This is a genomic window from Paracoccus sp. (in: a-proteobacteria) (genome assembly GCF_046289755.1).
Lineage (GTDB): Bacteria > Pseudomonadota > Alphaproteobacteria > Rhodobacterales > Rhodobacteraceae > Paracoccus.
Map to the genome: position 1 here is coordinate 47,500 of NZ_JBKBVD010000004.1, position 21,981 is coordinate 69,480.

Sequence of the window (21,981 nt, forward strand, 5' to 3'; positions counted from 1 at the left end):
TGCCGCCTGCAGCGGTCCGGAAATATCCTGCGGGGGGAGTCGCATGACATGCGACGGGGGGCGCAAAGCCCCCCGTGCAACGCCCGCAATCAGGCACAATCAGATATGGATCGCGCGCCCATAAGCCGCCAGAACCGATTCGTGCATCATCTCGGACAGGGTCGGATGCGGAAAGACAGTCTGCATCAGCTCGGCCTCGGTCGTCTCCAGCTGTCGCCCGATCACATAGCCCTGAATCAGCTCGGTCACCTCGGCGCCGACCATATGCGCGCCGAGCAATTCGCCGGTTTTCGCGTCAAAGATCGTCTTGATCATCCCCTCGGGCTCACCCAGGGCCACGGCCTTGCCATTGCCCATGAAGGGGAAGCGCCCGACCTTGATGTCCAGCCCGGCCTCTTTCGCGCGGGCCTCGGTCAAGCCGACACTGGCGATCTGGGGATGGCAATAGGTGCAACCGGCAATGCTGCCCGGCGCGACCGCATGCGGATGCTGCCCCGCGATCAGCTCGGCCACCATGACGCCCTCATGGCTGGCCTTGTGCGCCAGCCAGGGCGCACCGGCCAGATCGCCGATGGCATAGACCCCCTCGACGCCGGTGCGGCAATATTCATCAGTCACGACATGGGTGCGGTCGACCTTGATCCCGGCCTCCTCCAGCCCCAGCCCTTCGGTATTGCCGACGATCCCCACGGCCGAGATGACCGTGTCGAACTCCATCGCCTCGGTCTTGCCGCCGCTCTGGATATGGGCGGTCACGGTGGCACCCTTGCGGTCCAGTTTCGTGACCGTGGCCTTTTCCAGAATTTTCATACCCTGCTTGACGAACTGCTTTTTGGCAAAGGCCGCAATCTCGGCATCCTCGACCGGCAGGATCCGGTCCATCACCTCAACCACCGTGGTATCAGCGCCCAGAGTGTTGAAGAAGCTGGCGAATTCGATGCCGATGGCGCCCGATCCGATGACCAGCAGCTTTTTGGGCATATGCGGCGGCACCAGCGCGTGGCGGTAGTTCCAGACCAGCTTGCCGTCCGGCTCCAGCCCCGGCAGCTCGCGGGCGCGCGCACCCGTGGCCAGCACGATGGACTTGGCGGTCAGCTCTTCCTGACCCGTCGCGGTCTTGACGGTGATCTTGCCGGGGCCGTCCAGCTTGGCCTCACCCATGAAGACCGTGACCTTGTTTTTCTTGAACAGATGGCCGATCCCGCCTTCCATCTGCTTGGACACCCCGCGCGAGCGTTTGACGACCGCATCCAGATCATAGCTGATATTCTCGGCCTTCAGGCCGAAATCCTTGGCGCGGTGCATCAGGTGATAGACCTCGGCGCTGCGCAACAGCGCCTTGGTGGGGATACAGCCCCAGTTCAGGCAGATGCCGCCCAGTTTCTCGCGCTCGATACAGGCCACCTTCAGGCCCAGCTGCGCGCCCCGGATCGCGGCCACATAGCCGCCCGGTCCGGCACCGATCACCACCATGTCGAAAGTCTGGGCCATTGCGTCCCCCGCCTGACTGAAAGATAGTTCAGCGTTAAACCATTTCCAGCAAGGCGGCAAGCGCAGGGGACCGATCGACCGGGATGAGGCCCCTACCGCGAGGCGGGCGGCGCCCCCGGCTCGGACTGCGCATCGTCCAGCACCGTCTCGACCGCCAGCGGCGTGGCGCTTGGGGTGATCACGGCAAAGCTGCCCTGCTCGTCGGGCGTCAGCGCCCGGCGCTGTGTCGCCCGCCAGCCCGCATAGCCGGTCAGCAGCATCAGCAGCACGCCCATATAGACCCAATAGCCATCCGGCCCGATGACCCCCATCAGCCAGCCGGTGATCATCGGCCCGCCCATGCTGCCGATGCCATAGATGAACAGCAGCCCCGCCGAGGCCGAGGCCATGTCGGACTGATCCAGATAATCGTTGGTATAGGCCAGCAGCAGCGCATAGATCGGGTTCGCCACGCCGCCCATGATCGCCCCGGCAATCACCAGCCCCACCGTGCCGGGCTGCGCCGCGATCACGACCAGCCCGCACAGCCCGCCGATGGCCGACAGGAACAGCACCAGCTTGCGGCGGTCATAGCGGTCGGAAATCCAGCCGATCGGATATTGCAGCACCAGTCCGCCGGCATAGATCGCCGCCACGAACAGGCTGATCTGCGCCACCGACAGCCCGATCAGCGCGCCCCAGACCGACGACATTCCCGACAGCGCCGCAAACACGCCCCCCATCAGGAAAATCCCCACACAGCCAAGCGGCGAGGCGCGATACAGCCTGCCAAACGACATCCGCTTGATCGTCTCGAACTGCGGCGCGGGCTGGGCCGACAGCAGAATCGGCGTAAACGCCAGCGACACCAGAACCGAGGGGATGATGAACAGCAGATAGCCCGCCGGGCTGCTGACATTCAGCAGCGCCTGCGCGATCACGATCCCCAGCAGCTGCACGATCATATAGGCCGACAGCGACTGGCCCCGCGTCTCGTTCGTCGAGCCCGCATTCAGCCAGCTTTCCGCCGTCACATAGACGCCGCAGAAACAGAACCCGATCAGCAGCCGCAGCACCGCCCAGCTGATCCAGTGCGGCTCGACCGCGAACAGCACCAGCGCCGCCGAGATCAGCGACCCCAGCGCCGCGAACACCCGCACATGGCCGACATTCTTGATCAGATCCGGCACCAGCAGGCTGCCCGCCAGAAAGCCGCCGAAATAGGCCGACATGACGATCGACATCTGAAAGGTCGGAATCCCCTCGATGCCGCCGCGGATGCCCAGCAGCGTGCCCTGCATGCCGTTGCCGACCATCAGCAGCAGGATGCCCAGCAACAGCGGCCATGTCGTGCGCAATACCGAGATCATCCGGGCACTCGTTTCGTTCAGGTTTCAGGGAAGGGTCAGCCCCCCTGCCCTAGAGGCCCGCACGCACCGATGCCAGCACGGATGCGACCTCAGGGGATCAGCAGCGACGCATCGCCATAACTGAAGAAACGATACCGCTCATGGACCGCATGTCCATAGATATCCCTGATCTTTTCCGGCCCCATCAGCGCCGAGACCAGCATCATCAGGGTGGATCGCGGCAGATGGAAATTCGTCATCAGCCCGTCCGTCACGCGGAAGTGAAAGCCGGGATAGATAAAGATGTCGGTCGTCCCTTCAAAGGGCGCAACCTGGCCCGGCCCCGTCGCCGCCGATTCGATCAGGCGCAGCGCGGTGGTGCCGACCGGAATCACCCGACGCCCCTCGGCCTTGGCGCGGGTGATCGCATCCGCGGCCTCTGCCGTCACCTCGCCCCATTCGGCATGCATGCGGTGGGTGGTGACATCCTCGACCTTGACCGGCAGAAACGTGCCCGCGCCGACATGCAGGGTGACATGCGTGAACTGAACGCCCCGCGCGCGCAGCGCGTCCAGCAGCGGTTCGTCGAAATGCAGGCTGGCCGTGGGCGCGGCGACGGCGCCCTGCCGCGCGGCCCAGACCGTCTGATAATCCTGCCGGTCCTGATCGTCGGGCGCCCGGAGCGAGGCGATATAGGGCGGCAGCGGCATCGCCCCCACCTGTTGCAGCGCGGCGTCAAACGCATCGCCCGTGGCGTCAAAGACCAGCCGCAACCCGCCCTCACCGATCCCGGCCACCTCGGCGGACAGCGCATCGCCGAACCGGATCACCTCGCCCACGCGCAGCTTGCGCAAGGGCTTGGCCAGCGCCTGCCAGCCCTGCGCGGCAGGCTCCAGCAGGGTCACCTCGATCCGCGCCACCGCCTCGCCCTGCGGCGTCTGGCGGCTCCGCGTGCCGGTCAGCCGGGCGGGGATCACGCGGGTGTCGTTCAGCACCAGCAGATCGCCGGGGCGCAGCACCGCAGGCAGATCGCTGACGATGCGATCGGCCACCGCACCCGCTTCGGCATGCAGCAGACGCGCCGAACTGCGCGGCTGCGCCGGGCGCAGCGCGATCAGATCCTCGGGCAACTCAAAGTCGAAATCGGACAGCTTCATGGCGCTGCTTCTGCGACGCAGCCGTGATCCCGTCAAGCAGCCGTGATACCCATGCAAAAAACTCGGACTTTACATAACCCCCTTTTTCAGTCAACTTCCGCCGGACAGGAGCCCGCCATGATCGTCTGCCATTGCACCCGGATCTCGGATCACGACATCCACGCCGCCATCGACTGGATGCGCGCGTCGGATCCGCAGACGATCATCACCCCGGGCAAGATCTATCACGCTCTGGGCAAGCGGGCCGATTGCGGTGGCTGCATGCCGCTGTTTCTGGACACCATGCGCGCATGCGATAGGGTGGGCGTCGCACCGCCGATTTTGCGGGCCGGAACAGACAACAAGAAGGACGCCACCAATGAAGGGCGACGCCAAGGTCATCGACTATCTCAACGCCGCACTGCGCTCTGAGCTGACCGCAGTCAGCCAGTACTGGCTGCACTACCGCCTGCAGGAAGACTGGGGCTTCGGTCGCATCGCCGCCAAATCGCGCGCCGAATCCATCGAAGAGATGAACCACGCCGACAAGCTGATCCAGCGGATCCTCTTCCTCGAAGGCCACCCGAACCTGCAAAAGCTCGACCCGCTCCGCATCGGCCAGACCCTGCGCGAAACGCTGGAGGCGGATCTTGCGGGTGAACACGACGCCCGCACCCTCTATATCGAGGCGCGCGACCATTGCGACAGCGTCGGCGATTACGTCAGCAAGAACCTGTTCGAGGAACTGATCGGCGACGAAGAGGGTCATATCGACTTCCTCGAAACCCAGATCGGCCTCTACGATTCGATCGGCGCCCAGAACTACGGCCATCTGAACGCCAAACCCGCCAACGAGGCGGAATGACAACAGCGGGGCGCGGCACCAGGGCCCCGCCCCTTCTTCTTCACCCAAATATCCCGGGGGAATCGCGCGTCGCGCGATGGGGGCAGCGCCCCCCTTACGCCAGCCAGTCGCGCGCCAGCGCGGGCAATTCATCGAAATGCCCCAGCAACGCCTCGGGCGCCAGCCGGCTGATTGCCTCGCCCTCCGGTCCGAACGACACCAGCGCCACCCGCACCCCGGCGGCCGCGGCGGTCTTGCGGTCGGTCTCGGTATCGCCCACCAGAAAAGATCGCCCGACCTCACCGCCTGCCCCCTCGACAGCGGCGCGATAGGGGCGTGGATCGGGCTTTCGCACCGGCAGCGTATCGGCCCCGATCATCGCGGCAAATCGCTCTCTCACGCCCAGTTCACGCAGCAGCACCTCGGCCAGCGCTGCGGGCTTGTTGGTGCAGACTGCCAGCCGGTGGCCCGCCTCGTCCAGCCGGTCAAGCGCCGCCTCGACACCGGGATAGAGCCGCGTATGCACCGCAATCGCATCGCCGTAGTGACCGATGAACCGCGCGAAATCTTCGTCCTCGGCGCCCGGCGGCAACAGCACATCGGGGCCGATGCGCGCATATCCCGCCCGCAGCATCGCCCGCCCGCCATGAAAGGCTGTCAGCGCATCCGCGACCGGGTCCAGCAGATCGCCCAGCCCCCGCCCCCGGAAACAGGCATTCGCCGCCGCCACCAGATCGCCCGACGTATCCGCCAGCGTCCCGTCCAGATCAAAGACCACCGTTCCGGCCATATGCGCCCCTTTGGAAAGAATTCGAAAACAAAGGTGAATGCGCCAAGCCTAGCAAGCCCTAGCCAGCGCGCCCTGCCCCGATTAGAACGCCTCTCAACAAAAGCAAACAGGCGATGAGGGCGGCATGTCGGAAAACGCAGTGGCAGTGGTGATTCTGGCAGCCGGTCAGGGCAGCAGGATGCAGTCGGATCTGCCCAAGGTGCTGCACCGCCTGGGCGGCGTGCCGCTGGTGGGCCACGCGATTGCCGCCGCCCGCAGCCTGGGTCCCGAACAGGTCATCGTCGTGACCGGCCACGGCGCGGGCGCGGTGGAAAAGGCGGTGGCGAAACTGGACCCCGACGCGACCTGCGTGCTGCAGGCCGAACAGCTTGGCACCGGCCATGCCGTCCGTCAGGCCCTGCCCGCGCTTGAGGGCTTCGAGGGCCGGGTGATCGTGCTCTACGGCGACACGCCCTTTATCGGCGAAGAGACGCTGGCGGCGCTGGCCAGCCACCCCGCCGATCTGGTCGTGCTGGGCTTCGAGGCCGAGGAGCCGGGCCGCTATGGCCGTCTGGTCGTCACCTCGCGCGGGCTGGAACGCATCGTCGAATACAAGGATGCCGATGCCGCCACCCGCGACATCGCGCTGTGCAATTCCGGGGTGATGGCGCTGGATGCGGGGCTGTTGCGCCAGCTGATCGGCCGGCTGACCAATGACAATGCGGCGGGCGAATATTACCTGACCGACCTGCCCGCGCTGGCCCGCGCCCAGGGCCGCCGCGCCGAGGTGGTGACCTGCGACGAAGAGGAAACGCTTGGCATCAACACCCGCGCCGAACTGGCCCGCGCCGAAAGCCTGTTTCAAACCACCGCCCGCGCCCGCGCGCTGGAGGACGGCGTGACCCTGACCGATCCCGGCAGCACCTGGTTCGCGCTGGACACGGTGCTGGGCCGCGACGCCATCATTGGCCCCAACGTCGTCTTCGGCCCCGGCGTCACCGTCGAATCCGGCGCCGAGATCCTGCCCTTCTGCCATCTTGAGGGCTGCCATGTCAGCGCCGGTGCCACGGTGGGCCCCTTTGCCCGGTTGCGCCCCGGCGCCGAACTGGGCGGCGATGTCCATGTCGGCAATTTCGTCGAGATCAAGAACGCCGTGCTGGATGAGGGCGTCAAGGTCGGCCACCTGACCTATCTGGGCGACGCCCATGTGGGCGAGCATACGAATATCGGCGCAGGCACGATCACCTGCAACTATGACGGCGTGATGAAGCACCGCACCACCATCGGCGCCCGCGCCTTTATCGGCAGCGACACGATGCTGGTCGCGCCGGTCACCGTGGGCGCCGAGGCGATGACCGGATCGGGCAGCGTCATCACCGAGGATGTGCCTGACGGTGCGCTGGCCATCGGGCGGGCGCGGCAGGCCACGAAACCCGGCCTCGCCCGGCGCCTGATGGCCGCGCTGCGCCACCGCAAGGAGACGCGCTGATGTGCGGCATTATCGGCATTCTGGGCGATCACGAGGTCTCGCCGCAACTGGTCGACGCGCTGCGGCGGCTGGAATATCGCGGCTATGACAGCGCGGGCGTGGCGACGGTCGACGCCTCGGGGCGGCTCGCGCGCAGGCGCGCGGTGGGCAAGCTGGTCAACCTGTCGGACCGGCTGGTCCACGAACCGCTGCAGGGCCATGCGGGGATCGGCCATACCCGGTGGGCCACCCATGGCGCGGCCACCGAGGCCAATGCCCATCCGCATCAATCGGGCCGCGTGGCGGTGGTCCATAACGGCATTATCGAGAATTACCGCGAGCTGCGCGCCGGGCTGGCCCAGCTGGGCATCCAGCCGCAATCGCAGACCGATACCGAAACCGTCGCCCTGTGGTGCGCCCATCATCTGGATCAGGGCCTGACGCCGCTGGAGGCCGCCCGCGCCACGCTGGCCCGCCTGCACGGCGCCTTTGCGCTGGCCTTTCTGTTCCAGGGCGAGGGCGATCTGCTGATCGCGGCGCGCCGTGGCAGCCCGCTGGCCATCGGCCATGGCACGGGCGAGATGTTCCTTGGCTCCGACGCGGTGGCGTTGGCGCCCTTTACCGACCGCATCACCTATCTGGAGGATGGCGACCACGCCCTGCTGACCCGCGCGGGGGTGCAGATCTGGGACGCCCTGGGCCAGCAGACCCATCGCGCGACCGCCCGCATCGACGTGGGCGCCACCGCCATCGACAAGGGCGGCCACCGCCATTTCATGGCCAAGGAAATCGCCGAACAGCCGGTGGTCATCGCCGATGTGCTGTCGCACTATATTCAGGGCTGTCGCATCGTGCTGCCCGAGGGGCTGGATTTCACCGCCATCGACCGCATCGCGCTGGTCGGCTGCGGCACCGCCCATCTGGCGGGCCATGTCGCCAAATACTGGTTCGAGCAGCTGGCGGGCCTGCCCTGCGACATCGACGTGGCCTCGGAATTCCGCTATCGCGAGCCGCCTTTGTCGCCCTCCAGCCTGTTCGTCGCCGTCAGCCAGTCGGGCGAGACCGCCGACACGCTGGCCGCCCTGCATTACGCGCGGGGCCGGGTGGCGCGCACCGTCGGGCTGGTGAATGTCGGCACCTCGGCCATTGCCCGCGACAGCGACATCGCCCTGCCCACCCGCGCCGGGATCGAGGTCAGCGTCGCCTCCTCCAAGGCCTTCACCTGCCAACTGGCCGTGCTGGGCGTGCTGGCGCTGCACGCCGCCCATCAGCGGGGCCGGATCGACGATGCCACGCTGGCTGCGCATCTGGACGATCTGCGCCGCGTGCCTGCCCTTCTGGCACAGACGCTGGCGCTGTCCGAAGACTGCCGCGGCCATGCCGAATGGCTGGCTCAGGCGCGCGACGTTCTGTATCTGGGGCGCGGCGCGCTTTATCCGGTGGCGCTGGAAGGGGCGTTGAAGCTGAAGGAACTCAGCTATATCCATGCCGAGGGCTATGCCTCGGGCGAGCTGAAGCACGGCCCCATCGCGCTGATTGACGGCGATGTGCCGGTGGTGGTGCTGGCGCCGCATGACGCGCTGTTCGACAAGACGATTTCCAACATGCAGGAGGTGATGGCCCGCCATGGCCAGATTCTGCTGATCTCGGATGCGGACGGGATTGCGGCGGCGGGCGAGGGCGTGACGGCGACCCTGACCCTGCCGCAGGGTGGCGGGCTGTTCCAGCCGATCCTCTATGCGGTGCCGATGCAGTATCTGGCCTATCACACCGCCGTCGCCAAGGGCACCGATGTTGATCAGCCCCGCAATCTGGCGAAATCGGTGACGGTCGAGTGACCAAAAGGCCCGCCGATCCGGCGGGCCTTTTCGTTACAGGCGGCGAAAGGTGACGTAATGGGGCGGACGCCCCTCGCGCAGGGCCTTTTGCTCGTATCGGGTGCTGATCCAGTCCTCCCAGTGCTGATCGGTATCGGCGATCAGCTCGAAGCCCGCGGGCGGCACCTCTTCCCGCGTCTGGCGGATATAGTCGGGGATGTCGCTGGCCACGCGAAAGATCCCGCCGGGCCGCATGACGCGGGCCAGCGGCAGCAGATGCTCGGGCGTGACAAAGCGGCGGCGGTGGTGGCGCGCCTTGGGCCAGGGGTCGGGATACATCAGGAAGGCGCGCGCGATGCAGGCATCGGGCAGCACATCCATCAGATCGCGGGCATCGCCCGGATGGACGCTGACATTGGAGACACCCGCCGCCCGGATCTTGCCCAGCAGCATCGCCACGCCGTTGATATAGGGCTCGCAGCCGATGACGCCGATCTGCGGGTAGGTGGCGGCCATATGGACCATATGCTCACCACCGCCAAAGCCCACCTCCAGCCACAGATCGCGGTGATCGCCAAAGATCGCCTGCGGGTCGATCGGGGTGCGGTCGGGGTTTTCGTCATGGGTGATGCCACGGGGGCGCAGATCGCCCAGATCCTCGGACAGATAGCCCTTCTGGCTGGGGCGCAGCGTCTTGCCATGCCGCCGACCATAAAAGTTGCGGCGGGGCGGGGTCGGATCAAAGCCGGGTCTGGATGTGTCGCTCATGGCGCGGGGAGTGGCGCAAGCGGCGGGCAAATGCAAGCCCCGGCCGAGCGTAGAGTTGCGGGCGGAGTTGCGTCCCGCGACCGCCGGGGGACTTCGCGTCCCCCGGACCCCCTGCGGGATATTTGCACCAAGGCAAAACCGGGGGCCGGTGAGGGTGAGTGCCACATCCGGGGGGCGGGGCCCCCCGGGGCGTCGCGGGACGCAGATGCGCGGGTTCGGGTCAGTCCGCCATCAGCCGGCTGATGATGACGGTGACTTCGGGCTTCTTGCCGATTTCCTCCATCGACACCTGCCGGGTGATCTTGCGGATCGCCTCGTCCATCTTGCCGTCGTCGCGCACCGTGCGGGCATCCGCGCGTTCAAGGAATTCCGAGATCTCGCCCTCGATATGGCGCCCCAGATCCTCGCCGCCGCGGGTGCGTCCGGTCAGCCCCATCAGCTCGACCCAGGCATCCGGCAGGGCGTTGTCATCCTCGTCGACGATGACGCTGACCATCGCATGCCCGTTCAGCGCCATGCGGATGCGGTCGCGCACGACCCCGTCCATCGCGCCGATCAGCACCGTGCCGTCCAGATACAGCTTGCCGGTTTCGACCTGATCCACCACGCGGGGGCGCGCGCCCGTCAGTTCCAGCATGGTGCCGTTGACCGCGATCTCGGCTGCCATGCCCTTGGCGCGGGCCAGCATCACATGTTCGCGCAGATGCATGTGTTCCCCATGCATCGGGATGACGATCTGCGGCTTCAGCATGTCGTGCATCGCCTCGATATCGGGGCGGTTGGCATGGCCCGAGACGTGGAAGAACCCGTCATGGGCATCAAACACATCGACGCCCAGTTCACTGAAGGCATTCTGAATCCGCCCCACCGAGCGCTCGTTGCCCGGAATGGTGGTCGAGCTGAACAGGAAGCTGTCGCCCTCTTTCAGCGACATTCCCAGATAGCGGCCGCGCGACAGCTGCGCGCTGGCCGCCCGGCGTTCGCCCTGGCTGCCGGTCACGATCAGCATCACCTCGCCGCGCGGCAGGCGGGCGGCGTCGTCCGGGCCGATGGTTTCGGGGAAGTCGGTCAGCACGCCGGTCTCGGTGCCCACCGCCACCATGCGCCGCATCGCCCGGCCCAGCAGGCAGACCTTGCGCCCCGAGGCGCGCGCCGCATCCGCCAGCGTCTTCAGCCGCGCGATGTTGCTGGCGAATGTCGTGGCCACCACCAGATTCTTCTGCGCCATCACGAATTCCAGGATCGGGGTCGCCAGCAGCGCCTCGGACCGGCCCGGATGGGTCGAGAAGATATTGGTGCTGTCGCAGGCCAGCACCTTGACGCCATCGCCCTCGGCGCCGATTTCCTGCCAGACCATCGGGTCGAAGGTGTCGCCCAGCACCGGCGTCATATCCAGCTTGAAATCGCCCGTATGCACGATGCGGCCCGCCGGTGTGTCGATGATCAGCGCCGAGCTTTCCGGGATCGAGTGGCTGATCGGCACATATTGCACATTGAACGGCCCGAGCTGTGTGACCTCGGGGCGCGGCCCGATGATGTTCACGGCCTCAGCGGGCAGGCCCATCTCTTCCATTTTCAGCCGCACGAGGCGGCCGGTGAATTTGCGCGCATAGATCGGCACGTCCAGCCGCCCCCAGAGATGGGCGATGGCGCCGATATGATCCTCGTGGCCATGGGTGACGAAGATCGCCTCCAGCCGGTCGCGGTTTTCCTGCAGCCATGTGATGTCGGGCATGATCAGATCAATGCCCGGGCTGGCCTCCATATCGCCGAAGGTCACCCCCAGATCCACGAGGATCAGTCTTTCTTTTCCCGGCCGCCCATAGCCATAGACATAGGCGTTCATGCCGATTTCGCCCGCGCCGCCAAGCGGCAGATAGATAAGGCGTTCAGCCATTTCCCAACTCCTTGTTGTAATCATGGATCAGGCGCAGGCCATGCACGGTCAGATCGTCCTCGATCGACTGGAACAGGTCAAAGCCCTGATCGAAAAGGGGCGCCAGCCCCCCGGTTGCGACAACTTTCACGGGCCTGTCGCGTTCTGCCCGTATCCGTCCGATCAGCCCTTCGATCAGGCCGATATATCCCCAGAAAATCCCCGACTGGATGCAGGCCACGGTATTCGTGCCGATCACCTTGTCGGGGCGCGTGACATCGACATGGGGCAGTTTCGCCGCCGCCATGTGCAGCGCCTCAAGGCTCAGATTGACGCCGGGGGCGATGATGCCGCCGATATAGGCGCCGTCATGGTCCACCAGATCGAAATTCGTCGCGGTGCCGAAATCCACCACCACCACATCGCCGCCATGCCGGTCAAAGGCACCCACGGCATTGGCCAGACGGTCCGGCCCCACCACAGCGCCCGGATCGACGCGGGGTTCCACCGGCAATGCGGTTTCCGGCTTGCCCACCACCAGCGGGCGCGTGTCGAAATAGCGGTTGCACAGCACCCGCAGGTTGAACACCACGCGCGGCGCCGTGGCGCTGATGATGCATTCGGTGATCGACAGATCCAGCTTTTGCAGCGCCATCAGCGTCGACAGCCAGACGAAATACTCGTCCGCCGTCCGCCGGTGATCGGTCGAGATGCGCCAATGCGCGCGAAAGCGGGTGCCGTCCCAGACCGAAAAGACGGTGTTTGTATTGCCGGTATCAATGCACAGAAGCATGGTCTTATCCGCCGAAATGGATGTCAGCGGCGGGGATCGCCTGACGCCCGCGCGGGGTGGTCAGGATCAGCGCGCCGCTGTCGTCGATGCCGTCGAAACGGCCGGTGATCCCGGCAGTTCCGGTCCGGGCGGTGATCGTCTCACCCAGTTTTGCCGCGCGCGCCAGCCATGCGGTGCGGATGGGCGCGAAGCCATAGCTGCGCATCTGGCGCCACCAGTGATCAAAGCCCGCGGCCAGCGCCTCCAGCATCTCGTCCTGAGTCACGACCAGCCCGGTCTCGGCCAGCAGGCTGACCGGGCGCAGGGCCTGCGGCTCGACCGCGCCGGGATCGGGCGCCGTGGTCAGATTGATGCCGATGCCCACGGCCAGCGCCGCCACCTGCCCTGACCCGCCGGTGCTTTCCAGCAGGATGCCCGACAGTTTGCCGCCATTCAGCAGCACGTCATTGGGCCATTTCAGCGCCAGCGGCAGCTGCGGGCCGCACAGCGCATGCAGCGCGTCATGCACCGCCAGCGCCGCCACAAAAGACAGCAGCGCCGCATCCGACGCTGTTCCCTCCGGGCGCAGCAGCAGCGAGGCCGCGAAATTGCCCGGCGGATCGGTCCATGCGCGGCCACGGCGGCCCCGCCCCGCCTGCTGCTGACGCGCCATGATCCATGTCGGCCCCGACAGATGCGGCGCCATGCGCAGCGCCTCGGCATTGGTGCTGTCCACGCGGTCGAGGACGTGGCGCGCCACGCCCTCGGGCCATGCCAGCGGGGCGGTGTTACTCACCCGGTGCCAGCGCGGTTCCGACCAGCGACTGCGCCGCAGTGGCCGCCGCATCGTCAATGCCCAGCATGGTCACGGCGCCCAGCAGCAAAGCCGCCGCCGGCACGATCAGCGCCGCATATTGCAGCGCGCCCATGCGGCTGGTCACCGGATCGGTCTCGGCGCCAAAGAACATGTAATAGACGATGCGCAGGTAATAGAACGCCCCGATGACCGAGGCCAAGACCCCCGCCACCGCCAGCCACGCCATATTCGCATCGACCGCCGCCGTCAGCACGCCGTATTTCGCGAAAAAGCCCAGGAAAGGCGGCACGCCCGCCAGGCTGAACATCAGAAACAGCACGGCGAAGCTTTTCAGCGGATCGGTCTGGGAAAAGCGGTTCAGGCTGTCCAGATCGGTGACCGGGCGGCCATCGCGCTCCAGCGACATGATAAAGGCGAAGGCGCCGACATTCATCACCGCATAGATCGCCATGTACAGCAGCATCGCCTGCACGCCCAAAGCCGTGCCCGCCGCCAGCCCGACCAGCGCAAAGCCCATATGCGCGATCGAGGAATAGGCCATCAGCCGCTTGATATTGCGCTGCCCGATGCCCGCGATGGAGCCCAGAAACATCGACATCACCGCCAGCGCGGCAACGATCTGCGTCCAGTCGGCGGTCACATTGCCAAAGGCGTCAAACAGCAGCCGCGCCAGCAGCGCCATGGCCGCGACCTTGGGCGCGGTGGCAAAGAAGGCGGTGACCGGCGTGGGCGAGCCTTCGTAAACGTCGGGCGTCCACATATGGAACGGCACCGCCGACACCTTGAACGCCAGACCGACCAGCAGGAAGACCAGACCAAACAGCAGCCCCATCGACAGCTGACCCGCGCTCACGACCTGCACGATCCCCTCAAAGCTGGTCGTGCCCGAAAAGCCGTAAACCAGCGAGGCACCGTACAGCAGCAGGCCGGAACTCAGCGCGCCCAGCACGAAATATTTCAGACCGGCTTCCGAGGATTTGGCACTGTCGCGCCGGATCGAGGCCACGACATACAGCGCCAGCGACTGCAGCTCCAACCCCATATAGAGGGTCAGCAGATCACCCGCCGAGACCATCAGCATCATGCCAAGCGAGGCCAGCACGATCAGGATCGGATATTCAAAGCGCAGCAGGTTCTGCCGCTCCATATAGTCGGCGCTCATTGCCAGCACGGCGGCGGCGGACAAAAGCACCGTCACCTTGGCAAAGCGGGCGAAGGCGTCATCCGCGAACATGCCAAAGAACGACATCTGCTGCGGCCGGTCGGCAAAGCCCGTGTAAAAGCCCGCCACCAGCAGCGCCAGCACACTGGCCCACAGGATCGGGCGCGCGATCTGGTCCTTGCCGAACCAGGCGCCCGCCATCAGCGCGCTCAGCGCGAAGATCGCCAGCCAAAGCTCGGGCAGGATGGTGGAGAGATCGGTTCCGGTCATCGTGCGGTCCTCAATGGCTGACGCTGGCTTGCGCCAGATCGTCGCTTGCGGCGGCCTCGGACGGCAGCGCGTCGTTGAAATTCACCAGCAAAGCCTCGACCGAGGGGCCGGTGATGTCGGTGACAAGGCGCGGATAGACGCCCAGCAGCAGGGTCATCGCGATCAGCGGTGCAAAGATCCACTTTTCGCGCGCCGTCATGTCGGTGATGGTCTTCAGGCTTTCCTTGATCAGTGCGCCCATGGTGACGCGGCGATACAGCCACAGCGCATAGCCCGCCGACAGGATCACCCCGGTCGCGGCGACAAAGGCCACCCAGGTGTTGGCATGGAACACGCCCAGCAGGGTCAGGAACTCGCCCACAAAGCCCGAGGTGCCCGGCAAGCCGACATTGGCCATGGTGAAGAACATGAACACCAGCGCATAGACCGGCATCCGGTTCACCAGCCCGCCATAGGCGTCGATTTCCCGCGTGTGCATGCGGTCATAGATGACCCCCACACACAGGAACAGCGCGCCCGAGATGAACCCGTGCGAGATCATCTGAAAGATCGCGCCGTCCAGCCCCTGCTGGTTCGCGGCAAAGATCCCCATCGTGACGTAACCCATATGGGCGACCGACGAATAGGCGATCAGCTTTTTCATGTCCGACTGCGCCAGCGCCACCAGCGAGGTATAGACCACGGCAATCGCCGACAGCCACAACACCATCGGCTGCAACAGGTCCGAGGCGACCGGGAACATCGGCAGGCTGAACCGCAGGAAGCCATATCCGCCCATCTTCAGCAGCACGGCGGCCAGCACGACCGAACCTGCCGTCGGCGCCTGAACGTGGGCATCCGGCAGCCAGGTATGAACCGGCCACATCGGCATCTTGACCGCGAAGCTGGCAAAGAAGGCCAGGAACAGCAGCGTCTGCATGCCGCCGATGACGGTCATGCCCAGCACGCGCGTCGTGTCGGACGGAAAGTCGAAGGCCAGCAGTTCCACGATATCGGTCGTGCCCGCCACCCGCGCCATGGCGATCATCGCCACCAGCATCAGCACCGAGCCGACGAACGTATAGAGGAAGAACTTGAACGAGGCGTAAATCCGGTTCGCCCCGCCCCAGATGCCGATGATCAGGAACATCGGGATCAGACCGGCCTCGAAGAACAGATAGAACAGGATCAGATCCAGCGCCGTGAAGACGCCGATCATCAGCCCCTCCAGCACCAGAAACGCGATCATGTATTCCTTGACCCGCACCTTCACGTCCCAGCAGGACAGGATGGTCAGCGGCATCAGGAAGGTGGTCAGCATCACGAACAGGATCGAGATGCCGTCCACGCCCATCTTGTAGCGCAGGCCCATGATCCAGGCGTGATCCTCGACGAACTGGAACCCGGTATTGCCGGGGTCGAACCCGGTCAGCAGGAACAGCGAGATCAGGAAGGTCGCGCCGGTCGCGATCAGCGCCAGCCATTTGGCGTTCTTCTGCGAGGCGGCGTCGTCGCCGCGCAGGAACAGGGCCAGAATGCCCGCCGCCACGATGGGCAGGAAGGTGATGATCGAAAGAAGGTTCGTCATGTCAGTGCGCGCCCCGCATCATCACCCAGATCAGCAAGCCCACAATCCCCAGCACCATGGCAAAGGCATAGTGGAACACATAGCCCGACTGCACCCGTCCGGCGAAGCGGGTCAGCCGCGGGATGATTCCCATCGCCAGCCCGTTGATGGCGCCGTCGATAACGGCTCCGTCACCGCGCGTCCACAGCTTGGCACCAATCCAGCGCGCCGGGCGGACAAAGACAAAGTCGTAAAGCTCGTCGAAATACCACTTGTTCAGCAGGAACTGATACAGCCCCCGCTGCTGGGCGGCCAGTTTCGCAGGCGCCTCGGGGTGGCGGATATACATCAGCCAGGCCAGCGCCAGACCGATCAGCATCGCGACAAAGGGCGACACCTTGACCCAGGCCGGGACGTAATGCGCGTCATGCATGACATGGTTGTCCGGGTGCATATAGATCGCGCCCTGCCCGACGGTGACACCCTCGGTGCGGATGCCGCCCGCCGCGTCGCCCGCAGCATGGCCAGCATCGGCCGCCACAACCTCGCCCGCAGGGGCGTCGGTCGCATGCGTCTCGGCGCCCTCGGATGCGGCATGTTCGGCCTCGGCCACCGGCAGGCCAAAGAACCGCTGCACGCCGTCTTCCTCGAAGAAGCTGTTGTACCAGATCATCCCGGCAAAGATCGACCCGACCGCCAGCACGACCAGCGGAATGGTCATCACGCGCGGGCTTTCATGGGCGTGATCATGCGCATGATGATCGCCGCGCGGCTTGCCGAAGAAGGTCATGAACATCAGCCGCCAGCTGTAGAAGCTGGTCATCAGCGCCGCGATCACCAGCATCCAGAAGGCGTATTTGCTGCCGACAAAGGCGCTTTCGATCACCGCATCCTTGGACAGGAAACCGGCGAAACCGATATGGGTCAGCGGGATGCCCACCCCGGTGATGGCCAGCGTGCCGATCATCATCGCCCAGAAGGTCAGCGGGATCTTTTTGCGCAGACCGCCGTAATTCCGCATGTCCTGCTCGTGATGCATCGCATGGATCACCGAACCGGCGCCCAGAAACAGCATCGCCTTGAAAAAGGCATGGGTGAACAGGTGGAACATGGCGACCGAATAGACGCCCACACCCGCCGCCACGAACATATAGCCCAGCTGCGAACAGGTCGAATAGGCGATCACGCGCTTGATGTCGTTCTGCACCAGACCCACGGTCGCGGCAAAGAACGCGGTGGTGGCGCCGATGATCACGATGAACATCTTGGCTTCGGGCGCGAATTCATAGAGCGGCGACATCCGGCAGACAAGGAACACCCCCGCCGTGACCATCGTGGCCGCGTGGATCAGCGCCGACACGGGCGTCGGGCCTTCCATCGCGTCGGGCAGCCAGGTGTGCAGGAACAACTGCGCCGATTTGCCCATGGCGCCGATGAACAGCAGCACGGCCAGCACATTGGCGGCATTCCACTCGGTCCACAGGAAGGTCATCTGGGTCTGGGCCAGCATCGGCACCTGCGCGAACAGCTCGTCGAACTGGATCGTGCCGGTCATCCACCACAGACCAAAGATCCCCAGCAGGAAACCAAAGTCGCCGACCCGGTTGACGATGAACGCCTTCATCGCGGCCGCACCCGCCGACTGTTTCTTGAAGTAGAACCCGATCAGCAGATACGAGGCGACGCCCACGCCCTCCCAGCCAAAGAACATCTGCAGCAGGTTGTCGGCCGTCACCAGCATCAGCATCGAGAAGGTGAAGAACGACAGATAGGCGAAGAACCGCGCCCGATAGGGCTCGTCATCGGTGAAGTTCTCGTCATGCGCCATGTAGCCGAAGCTGTACAGATGCACGAGCGCCGAGACCGAGGTGACCACGATCAGCATGATCGCCGTCAGCCGGTCCAGCCGGATCGCCCATTGGCTGGTGAAGTCGCCCGAGACGATCCAGTCCATGACCGGGATCTGGCGCAACTGGCCGTCAAAACTCAGGAACACGAACCAGCTTGCGGCGGCGGCGGCAAACAGAACGGCGGTGGTCAGCACCTGCGCCCCACGCTCGCCGATCAGGCGCCAGCCGAAACCGGCAACCAGCGCCGCCAGAAGGGGCGCGAAAAGAATGAATTGCACCATGGCTCGTTACCCCTTCATCACGTTGACATCTTCCACCGCGATCGAGCCGCGGTTACGGAAGAACACCACCAGGATGGCCAGCCCGATCGCGGCCTCGGCGGCGGCGACGGTCAGCACGAACAGGGTGAATATCTGACCGGTCAGATCGCCCAGATGAGCCGAGAAGGCGACAAAGTTGATGTTGACCGCCAGCAGCATCAGCTCGATCGACATCAGGATCACGATGACGTTCTTGCGGTTCACGAAGATACCAAAGATCCCGGTGACGAACAGCACCGCCCCCACGATCAGGTAATGTGACAATCCGATCATCTGTTCTGTCCCTCCGGGCTCTTTACCCGTTCAAATTCCTATGGGCCGGTGCGGAGGCTTAAAGCCCCTGCCCCGGCTTCACGTCGCGCAGTTGCATGGCCTTGGCCGGGTCGCGGTGCATCTGGGCAATCACGTCCTGACGCTTGATGTCGCGGCGATGGCGCATGGTCAGCGTGATCGCACCGATCATCGCCACCAGCAGGATCAGCCCCGAGACCTGAAACGGCAGGATATAGCGGTCATACAGCACCATGCCGATGCCGCTGGTGTTCTGCACGCCCGGCTCGACCGGCACCGCGCGCATGGCCAGCGACTGATCCGAGGATTCCCAGTTGCCGAAAGCCACCGCCAGCTGCGCCAGCAGCACCAGCGCAATCAGCCCGCCGACGGGGACATAGCGCACCAGCTCGCTGCGCAGGCTGCCGAAATCCACGTCCAGCATCATCACCACGAACAGGAACAGCACCGCCACCGCGCCGACATAGACGATGATCAGCAGCATGGCGACGAATTCGGCGCCCAGCAGAATGAACAGCCCCGCCGCCGAGATGAAGGCCAGGATCAGCCACAGGACCGAATGCACCGGATGACGCGCCATGACGACCATGATGCCTGACAGGCAGACACTGATGGCGAACAGATAGAAGGCGAAGGTAATCATTCTGTGTCGCTTTCCTCGGTTTCCTTGAACACGCCCTGCGCGATCTCCAGCGCCTTCTGCATCGCGGGCAGGCCCCCGAACATCCCCATCTGATAGATGACCTCGGCGATCTCGCGCGGCTTGGCACCGGCCTGCATCGCGTGGCGGATGGTCAGGCGCAGCTGCGGCTCGGCCAGCGCGCCCTGCACGGTCATGGCGGCGATGGTCACCAGCAGCCGGGTCTTGGCGTCCAGCCCGTCGCGGTTGAAGGTGCGGCCAAACCACATCTCCAGCATGTCCGAGGGCATGGTCGGGAACATCTTTTCGACCGCCTTCAGGTCGAAATGCTCAAGCGCGGGGTTGAAGGTCCGCGCCATCTCCTGACCCTGAGCCATCATCTGCTGGAACATCTTGGTGAATGGATCTGTCATCTGTAGGGCGCATCCATGGCAAGATTGCGGGCAATCTGGGCTTCCCAGCGGGCGCCGTTGTCCAGCAGTTTCTGCTTGTCGTAATACAGTTCCTCGCGCGTTTCGGTGGCGAACTCGAAATTCGGCCCCTCGACGATGGCATCTACCGGGCAGGCCTCCTGACAGAAACCGCAATAGATGCATTTGGTCATGTCGATGTCATAGCGCGTGGTGCGGCGCGAGCCATCCTCGCGCGGTTCGGCGTCGATGGTGATCGCCTGCGCGGGACAGATCGCCTCGCACAGCTTGCAGGCGATACAGCGTTCCTCGCCATTGGGATAGCGGCGCAGCGCATGTTCGCCCCGGAAACGGGCCGACAGCGGACCTTTTTCATGCGGATAGTTCAGTGTGGCCTTGGGGGCGAAGAAATACTTCATCCCGACCCCGAAGCCTTTGAAGAAATCCACCAGCAGGAAATACTTGGTGGCGCGGGCGATGTCGAAAGCCATCAGAACTGCTCCCCTTGCTTGGGTGCGGCAGGCAGGCGCCGCGCATTAACCCTGGCATCTTGCGTCATGGCGATCACATCCCCGCCCAACGGGCCCAGAAACCGCCTGCGACCTCATAGCGCGCCAGGAAGGCGATCAGAACCACCCAGGCCAGCGACAGCGGGAGGAACACCTTCCAGCCGACGCGCATCAGCTGGTCATAGCGATAGCGCGGGACGATCGCCTTCACCATGGCGAACATGAAGAACCAGAAGACCATTTTCAGGAACATCCAGACCGCGCCATCCGGCAGGCCGGGGATCGGCGACAGCCAGCCACCGAAGAACAGCAGGCTGATCAGCGCGCACATCAGCCACATGGCGATGTATTCGCCCGCCATGAACAGCAGATAGGCGGTCGAGGAATATTCCGACATGAAGCCCGCGACCAGTTCCGACTCTGCTTCGGGCAGATCGAAGGGCGGCCGGTTGGTTTCCGCCAGCGCCGAGATGAAGAACAGCGCCAGCATCGGCAGATGCGCCAGCCAGAACCACGACAGGATGCCCGCCCCGCGCTGCGCCTCGACAATGGCGGTCAGGTTCATCGAGCCGGCCGAGATGATGATGCCGATGATGATCAGACCAAGGCTGACCTCATAGCTGATCATCTGCGCGGCGGACCGCAGCGACCCAAGGAACGGGTATTTCGAGTTCGAGGCCCAGCCGCCCATGATCACGCCATAGACTTCCAGCGACGAGACCGCAAAGATGAACAGGATGGCGACGTTCAGGTCGGCCATGACCCAGCCGGGCGCAAAGGGAATCGCAACAAAGGCGAACAGCGCCAGCGTCATCGACAGGAACGGCGCCAGGAAGAACACGAAACGGTCGGCGCCCGCAGGCACGACCAGTTCCTTGACCACGAATTTCAGCGCATCGGCAAAGGTCTGCAACAACCCCCAGGGGCCGACCACGTTCGGGCCGCGCCGCATCTGCACGGCGGCCCAGATCTTGCGGTCGCCATAGACCATATAGATCAGCGACAGCATCACGAAGGCGATGACCGCAAGGCCCTGCGCCAGCAGGATCAGCGCGATGCCCCACGAAGATGTCCAGAATTCAGCCATGATCGCCTGTCCCTGTTCCTACGCCGCGGGAATGCCGCGTGCCTCGCATTCGCGCAAGGTGTCTTTTGTTTCCATCACCCGCAGCCCAAGCGGACGGTCGTTCGAGACCGTAAAGGCCGAACCCACCAGCAGCTTGCCGTTGCGGGTGGCCTGAAGGGTGCGGATATGGCGCCCGTAAGCGACGCCGTTCTCGTCTGCCCAACCGGCCAATGCGCAGGTGGCATACGCAAAGGCAATATCGGCGTCCACCCCCCGACGCAAATTCGCCGTCACCTCGATCAGATCGTCGCCACGACCGGCATTCAGCGTGTCGATGCGAAAGGCAATGAAATCATCGGGCTGGGCGGTCACACCCTCGCGTGCGGCGGGCAGCGCCGGCTGGGCACGCGCCGCAAACTCTTCCAGCGCCTTTTCCTGCGCGGTCTTTTCGCGCGGCAGGTTGGGCGCGACCATGCCGCCGAAATCCAGATCCAGATTGGCGTTCAGCGCCTCCAGATCGGCCTGCGAGACCATGAAGGCATCGCGCCCCGCGTCGCTGTCCAGCGACATGGTGGTGACGCTGCCATCGGGCTCCAGAATCAGGATCTCGCCGGATTTGGTCGAGATGCGGGCCCGCGTCAGCCCGCCCACATCGCCGCCGCCGCGCCCCGAGGCCGTCAGCATCGCGGTCACCTCGGCGGGCTTGGCGCGTGGGCGGCCCTCGCCGTCCTGATGCGATGTCACGGCCGTCCCGCCGCAACCGGCAAGGATCAGCGCGCCGGCGATCAGGGCGGCGGGGGCAAAGGGCAAACGGGTCCGGCACTGCATCAT

Annotated in this window: 21 protein-coding genes; 4 read left to right on the plus strand and 17 right to left on the minus strand. The window is 65.0% G+C overall.

From position 1 onward, the window contains the following. Window positions 1-99: 99 nt before the first annotated feature. The 3 genes from lpdA to queA all read right to left on the minus strand — a co-directional run bounded on the left by lpdA (window position 100) and on the right by queA (window position 3,976). On the minus strand, window positions 100-1,491 hold the full coding sequence (gene lpdA, locus ACK41U_RS02300; protein ID WP_409675344.1) for a dihydrolipoyl dehydrogenase: 1,392 nt from the start codon (window positions 1,489-1,491) through the stop codon (window positions 100-102). Window positions 1,492-1,583: 92 nt separating this feature from the next. After that, entirely contained in the window at window positions 1,584-2,840 is a 1,257-nt protein-coding gene (locus ACK41U_RS02305; protein ID WP_409675347.1) for an MFS transporter, read from the minus strand. Window positions 2,841-2,929: 89 nt separating this feature from the next. Then, complete coding sequence (gene queA, locus ACK41U_RS02310) at window positions 2,930-3,976, minus strand: tRNA preQ1(34) S-adenosylmethionine ribosyltransferase-isomerase QueA (protein ID WP_409675350.1); 1,047 nt, start codon at window positions 3,974-3,976, stop codon at window positions 2,930-2,932. 117 nt (window positions 3,977-4,093) lie between these two features. Between queA and ACK41U_RS02315 the strand changes: the two genes are divergently transcribed. Both ACK41U_RS02315 and bfr read left to right on the plus strand, forming a co-directional pair. Further along, window positions 4,094-4,387, plus strand: a complete 294-nt coding sequence (locus ACK41U_RS02315) for a bacterioferritin-associated ferredoxin (protein ID WP_409675353.1) — start codon at window positions 4,094-4,096, stop codon at window positions 4,385-4,387. Then, on the plus strand, window positions 4,335-4,820 hold the full coding sequence (bfr, locus tag ACK41U_RS02320; RefSeq protein ID WP_409675356.1) for a bacterioferritin: 486 nt from the start codon (window positions 4,335-4,337) through the stop codon (window positions 4,818-4,820). Before ACK41U_RS02315 ends, bfr begins: the two co-directional genes overlap by 53 nt. 94 nt (window positions 4,821-4,914) lie before the next feature. On the opposite strand, the gene ACK41U_RS02325 is transcribed toward bfr, so the two are convergent. Further along, the gene (locus ACK41U_RS02325) at window positions 4,915-5,589 is read right to left on the minus strand and encodes an HAD-IA family hydrolase (RefSeq protein WP_409675359.1); all 675 of its coding nucleotides are present in this window, start codon (window positions 5,587-5,589) and stop codon (window positions 4,915-4,917) included. Between the two features lie 124 nt (window positions 5,590-5,713). On the opposite strand from ACK41U_RS02325, the gene glmU reads away from it, so the two are divergent. Both glmU and glmS read left to right on the plus strand, forming a co-directional pair. Continuing rightward, window positions 5,714-7,057 (plus strand): bifunctional UDP-N-acetylglucosamine diphosphorylase/glucosamine-1-phosphate N-acetyltransferase GlmU, encoded by a 1,344-nt coding sequence (gene glmU, locus ACK41U_RS02330; protein ID WP_409675362.1) that lies wholly within the window; start codon window positions 5,714-5,716, stop codon window positions 7,055-7,057. Continuing rightward, entirely contained in the window at window positions 7,057-8,874 is a 1,818-nt protein-coding gene (gene glmS / locus ACK41U_RS02335) for a glutamine--fructose-6-phosphate transaminase (isomerizing) (protein WP_409675365.1), read from the plus strand. Before glmU ends, glmS begins: the two co-directional genes overlap by 1 nt. A 33-nt stretch (window positions 8,875-8,907) precedes the next feature. Here glmS and ACK41U_RS02340 read toward each other — a convergent pair whose 3' ends face one another. The 13 genes from ACK41U_RS02340 to ACK41U_RS02400 all read right to left on the minus strand — a co-directional run bounded on the left by ACK41U_RS02340 (window position 8,908) and on the right by ACK41U_RS02400 (window position 21,978). Then, window positions 8,908-9,621 carry a tRNA (guanine(46)-N(7))-methyltransferase TrmB gene (locus tag ACK41U_RS02340; RefSeq protein WP_409675368.1) on the minus strand — a complete coding sequence of 238 codons (714 nt, stop codon included), beginning with the start codon at window positions 9,619-9,621 and terminating at the stop codon, window positions 8,908-8,910. A gap of 220 nt (window positions 9,622-9,841) precedes the next feature. After that, window positions 9,842-11,518 (minus strand): ribonuclease J, encoded by a 1,677-nt coding sequence (locus tag ACK41U_RS02345; protein WP_409675371.1) that lies wholly within the window; start codon window positions 11,516-11,518, stop codon window positions 9,842-9,844. Continuing rightward, on the minus strand, window positions 11,511-12,290 hold the full coding sequence (locus tag ACK41U_RS02350) for a type III pantothenate kinase (RefSeq protein ID WP_409675374.1): 780 nt from the start codon (window positions 12,288-12,290) through the stop codon (window positions 11,511-11,513). The genes ACK41U_RS02345 and ACK41U_RS02350 overlap by 8 nt, the downstream gene beginning before the upstream one ends. 4 nt (window positions 12,291-12,294) lie before the next feature. Then, window positions 12,295-13,065, minus strand: coding sequence for a biotin--[acetyl-CoA-carboxylase] ligase (locus ACK41U_RS02355; RefSeq protein WP_409675377.1), 771 nt, complete (start codon window positions 13,063-13,065; stop codon window positions 12,295-12,297). Beyond that, window positions 13,058-14,518, minus strand: a complete 1,461-nt coding sequence (nuoN, locus tag ACK41U_RS02360) for an NADH-quinone oxidoreductase subunit NuoN (RefSeq protein ID WP_409675380.1) — start codon at window positions 14,516-14,518, stop codon at window positions 13,058-13,060. The genes ACK41U_RS02355 and nuoN overlap by 8 nt, the downstream gene beginning before the upstream one ends. 10 nt (window positions 14,519-14,528) lie before the next feature. Next, a complete protein-coding gene (locus ACK41U_RS02365) occupies window positions 14,529-16,085 on the minus strand; it encodes an NADH-quinone oxidoreductase subunit M (RefSeq protein WP_409675383.1) in 1,557 nt (518 codons plus the stop codon). A gap of 1 nt (window position 16,086) precedes the next feature. Beyond that, entirely contained in the window at window positions 16,087-18,195 is a 2,109-nt protein-coding gene (gene nuoL / locus ACK41U_RS02370; RefSeq protein ID WP_409675386.1) for an NADH-quinone oxidoreductase subunit L, read from the minus strand. Window positions 18,196-18,201: 6 nt separating this feature from the next. Further along, on the minus strand, window positions 18,202-18,507 hold the full coding sequence (nuoK, locus tag ACK41U_RS02375) for an NADH-quinone oxidoreductase subunit NuoK (protein ID WP_304616267.1): 306 nt from the start codon (window positions 18,505-18,507) through the stop codon (window positions 18,202-18,204). A gap of 58 nt (window positions 18,508-18,565) precedes the next feature. After that, window positions 18,566-19,168: an NADH-quinone oxidoreductase subunit J gene (locus tag ACK41U_RS02380; protein ID WP_409675389.1), complete on the minus strand. Its 603-nt coding sequence runs from the start codon at window positions 19,166-19,168 to the stop codon at window positions 18,566-18,568. Continuing rightward, on the minus strand, window positions 19,165-19,578 hold the full coding sequence (locus ACK41U_RS02385; RefSeq protein ID WP_409675392.1) for a carboxymuconolactone decarboxylase family protein: 414 nt from the start codon (window positions 19,576-19,578) through the stop codon (window positions 19,165-19,167). Before ACK41U_RS02385 ends, ACK41U_RS02380 begins: the two co-directional genes overlap by 4 nt. Further along, window positions 19,575-20,066 (minus strand): NADH-quinone oxidoreductase subunit NuoI, encoded by a 492-nt coding sequence (gene nuoI / locus ACK41U_RS02390; RefSeq protein ID WP_409675395.1) that lies wholly within the window; start codon window positions 20,064-20,066, stop codon window positions 19,575-19,577. Before nuoI ends, ACK41U_RS02385 begins: the two co-directional genes overlap by 4 nt. Before the next feature lie 73 nt (window positions 20,067-20,139). Beyond that, a complete protein-coding gene (gene nuoH / locus ACK41U_RS02395; protein ID WP_409675398.1) occupies window positions 20,140-21,171 on the minus strand; it encodes an NADH-quinone oxidoreductase subunit NuoH in 1,032 nt (343 codons plus the stop codon). Between the two features lie 18 nt (window positions 21,172-21,189). Next, window positions 21,190-21,978, minus strand: coding sequence for a hypothetical protein (locus tag ACK41U_RS02400; protein ID WP_409675401.1), 789 nt, complete (start codon window positions 21,976-21,978; stop codon window positions 21,190-21,192). Between the last annotated feature and the right edge of the window lie 3 nt (window positions 21,979-21,981).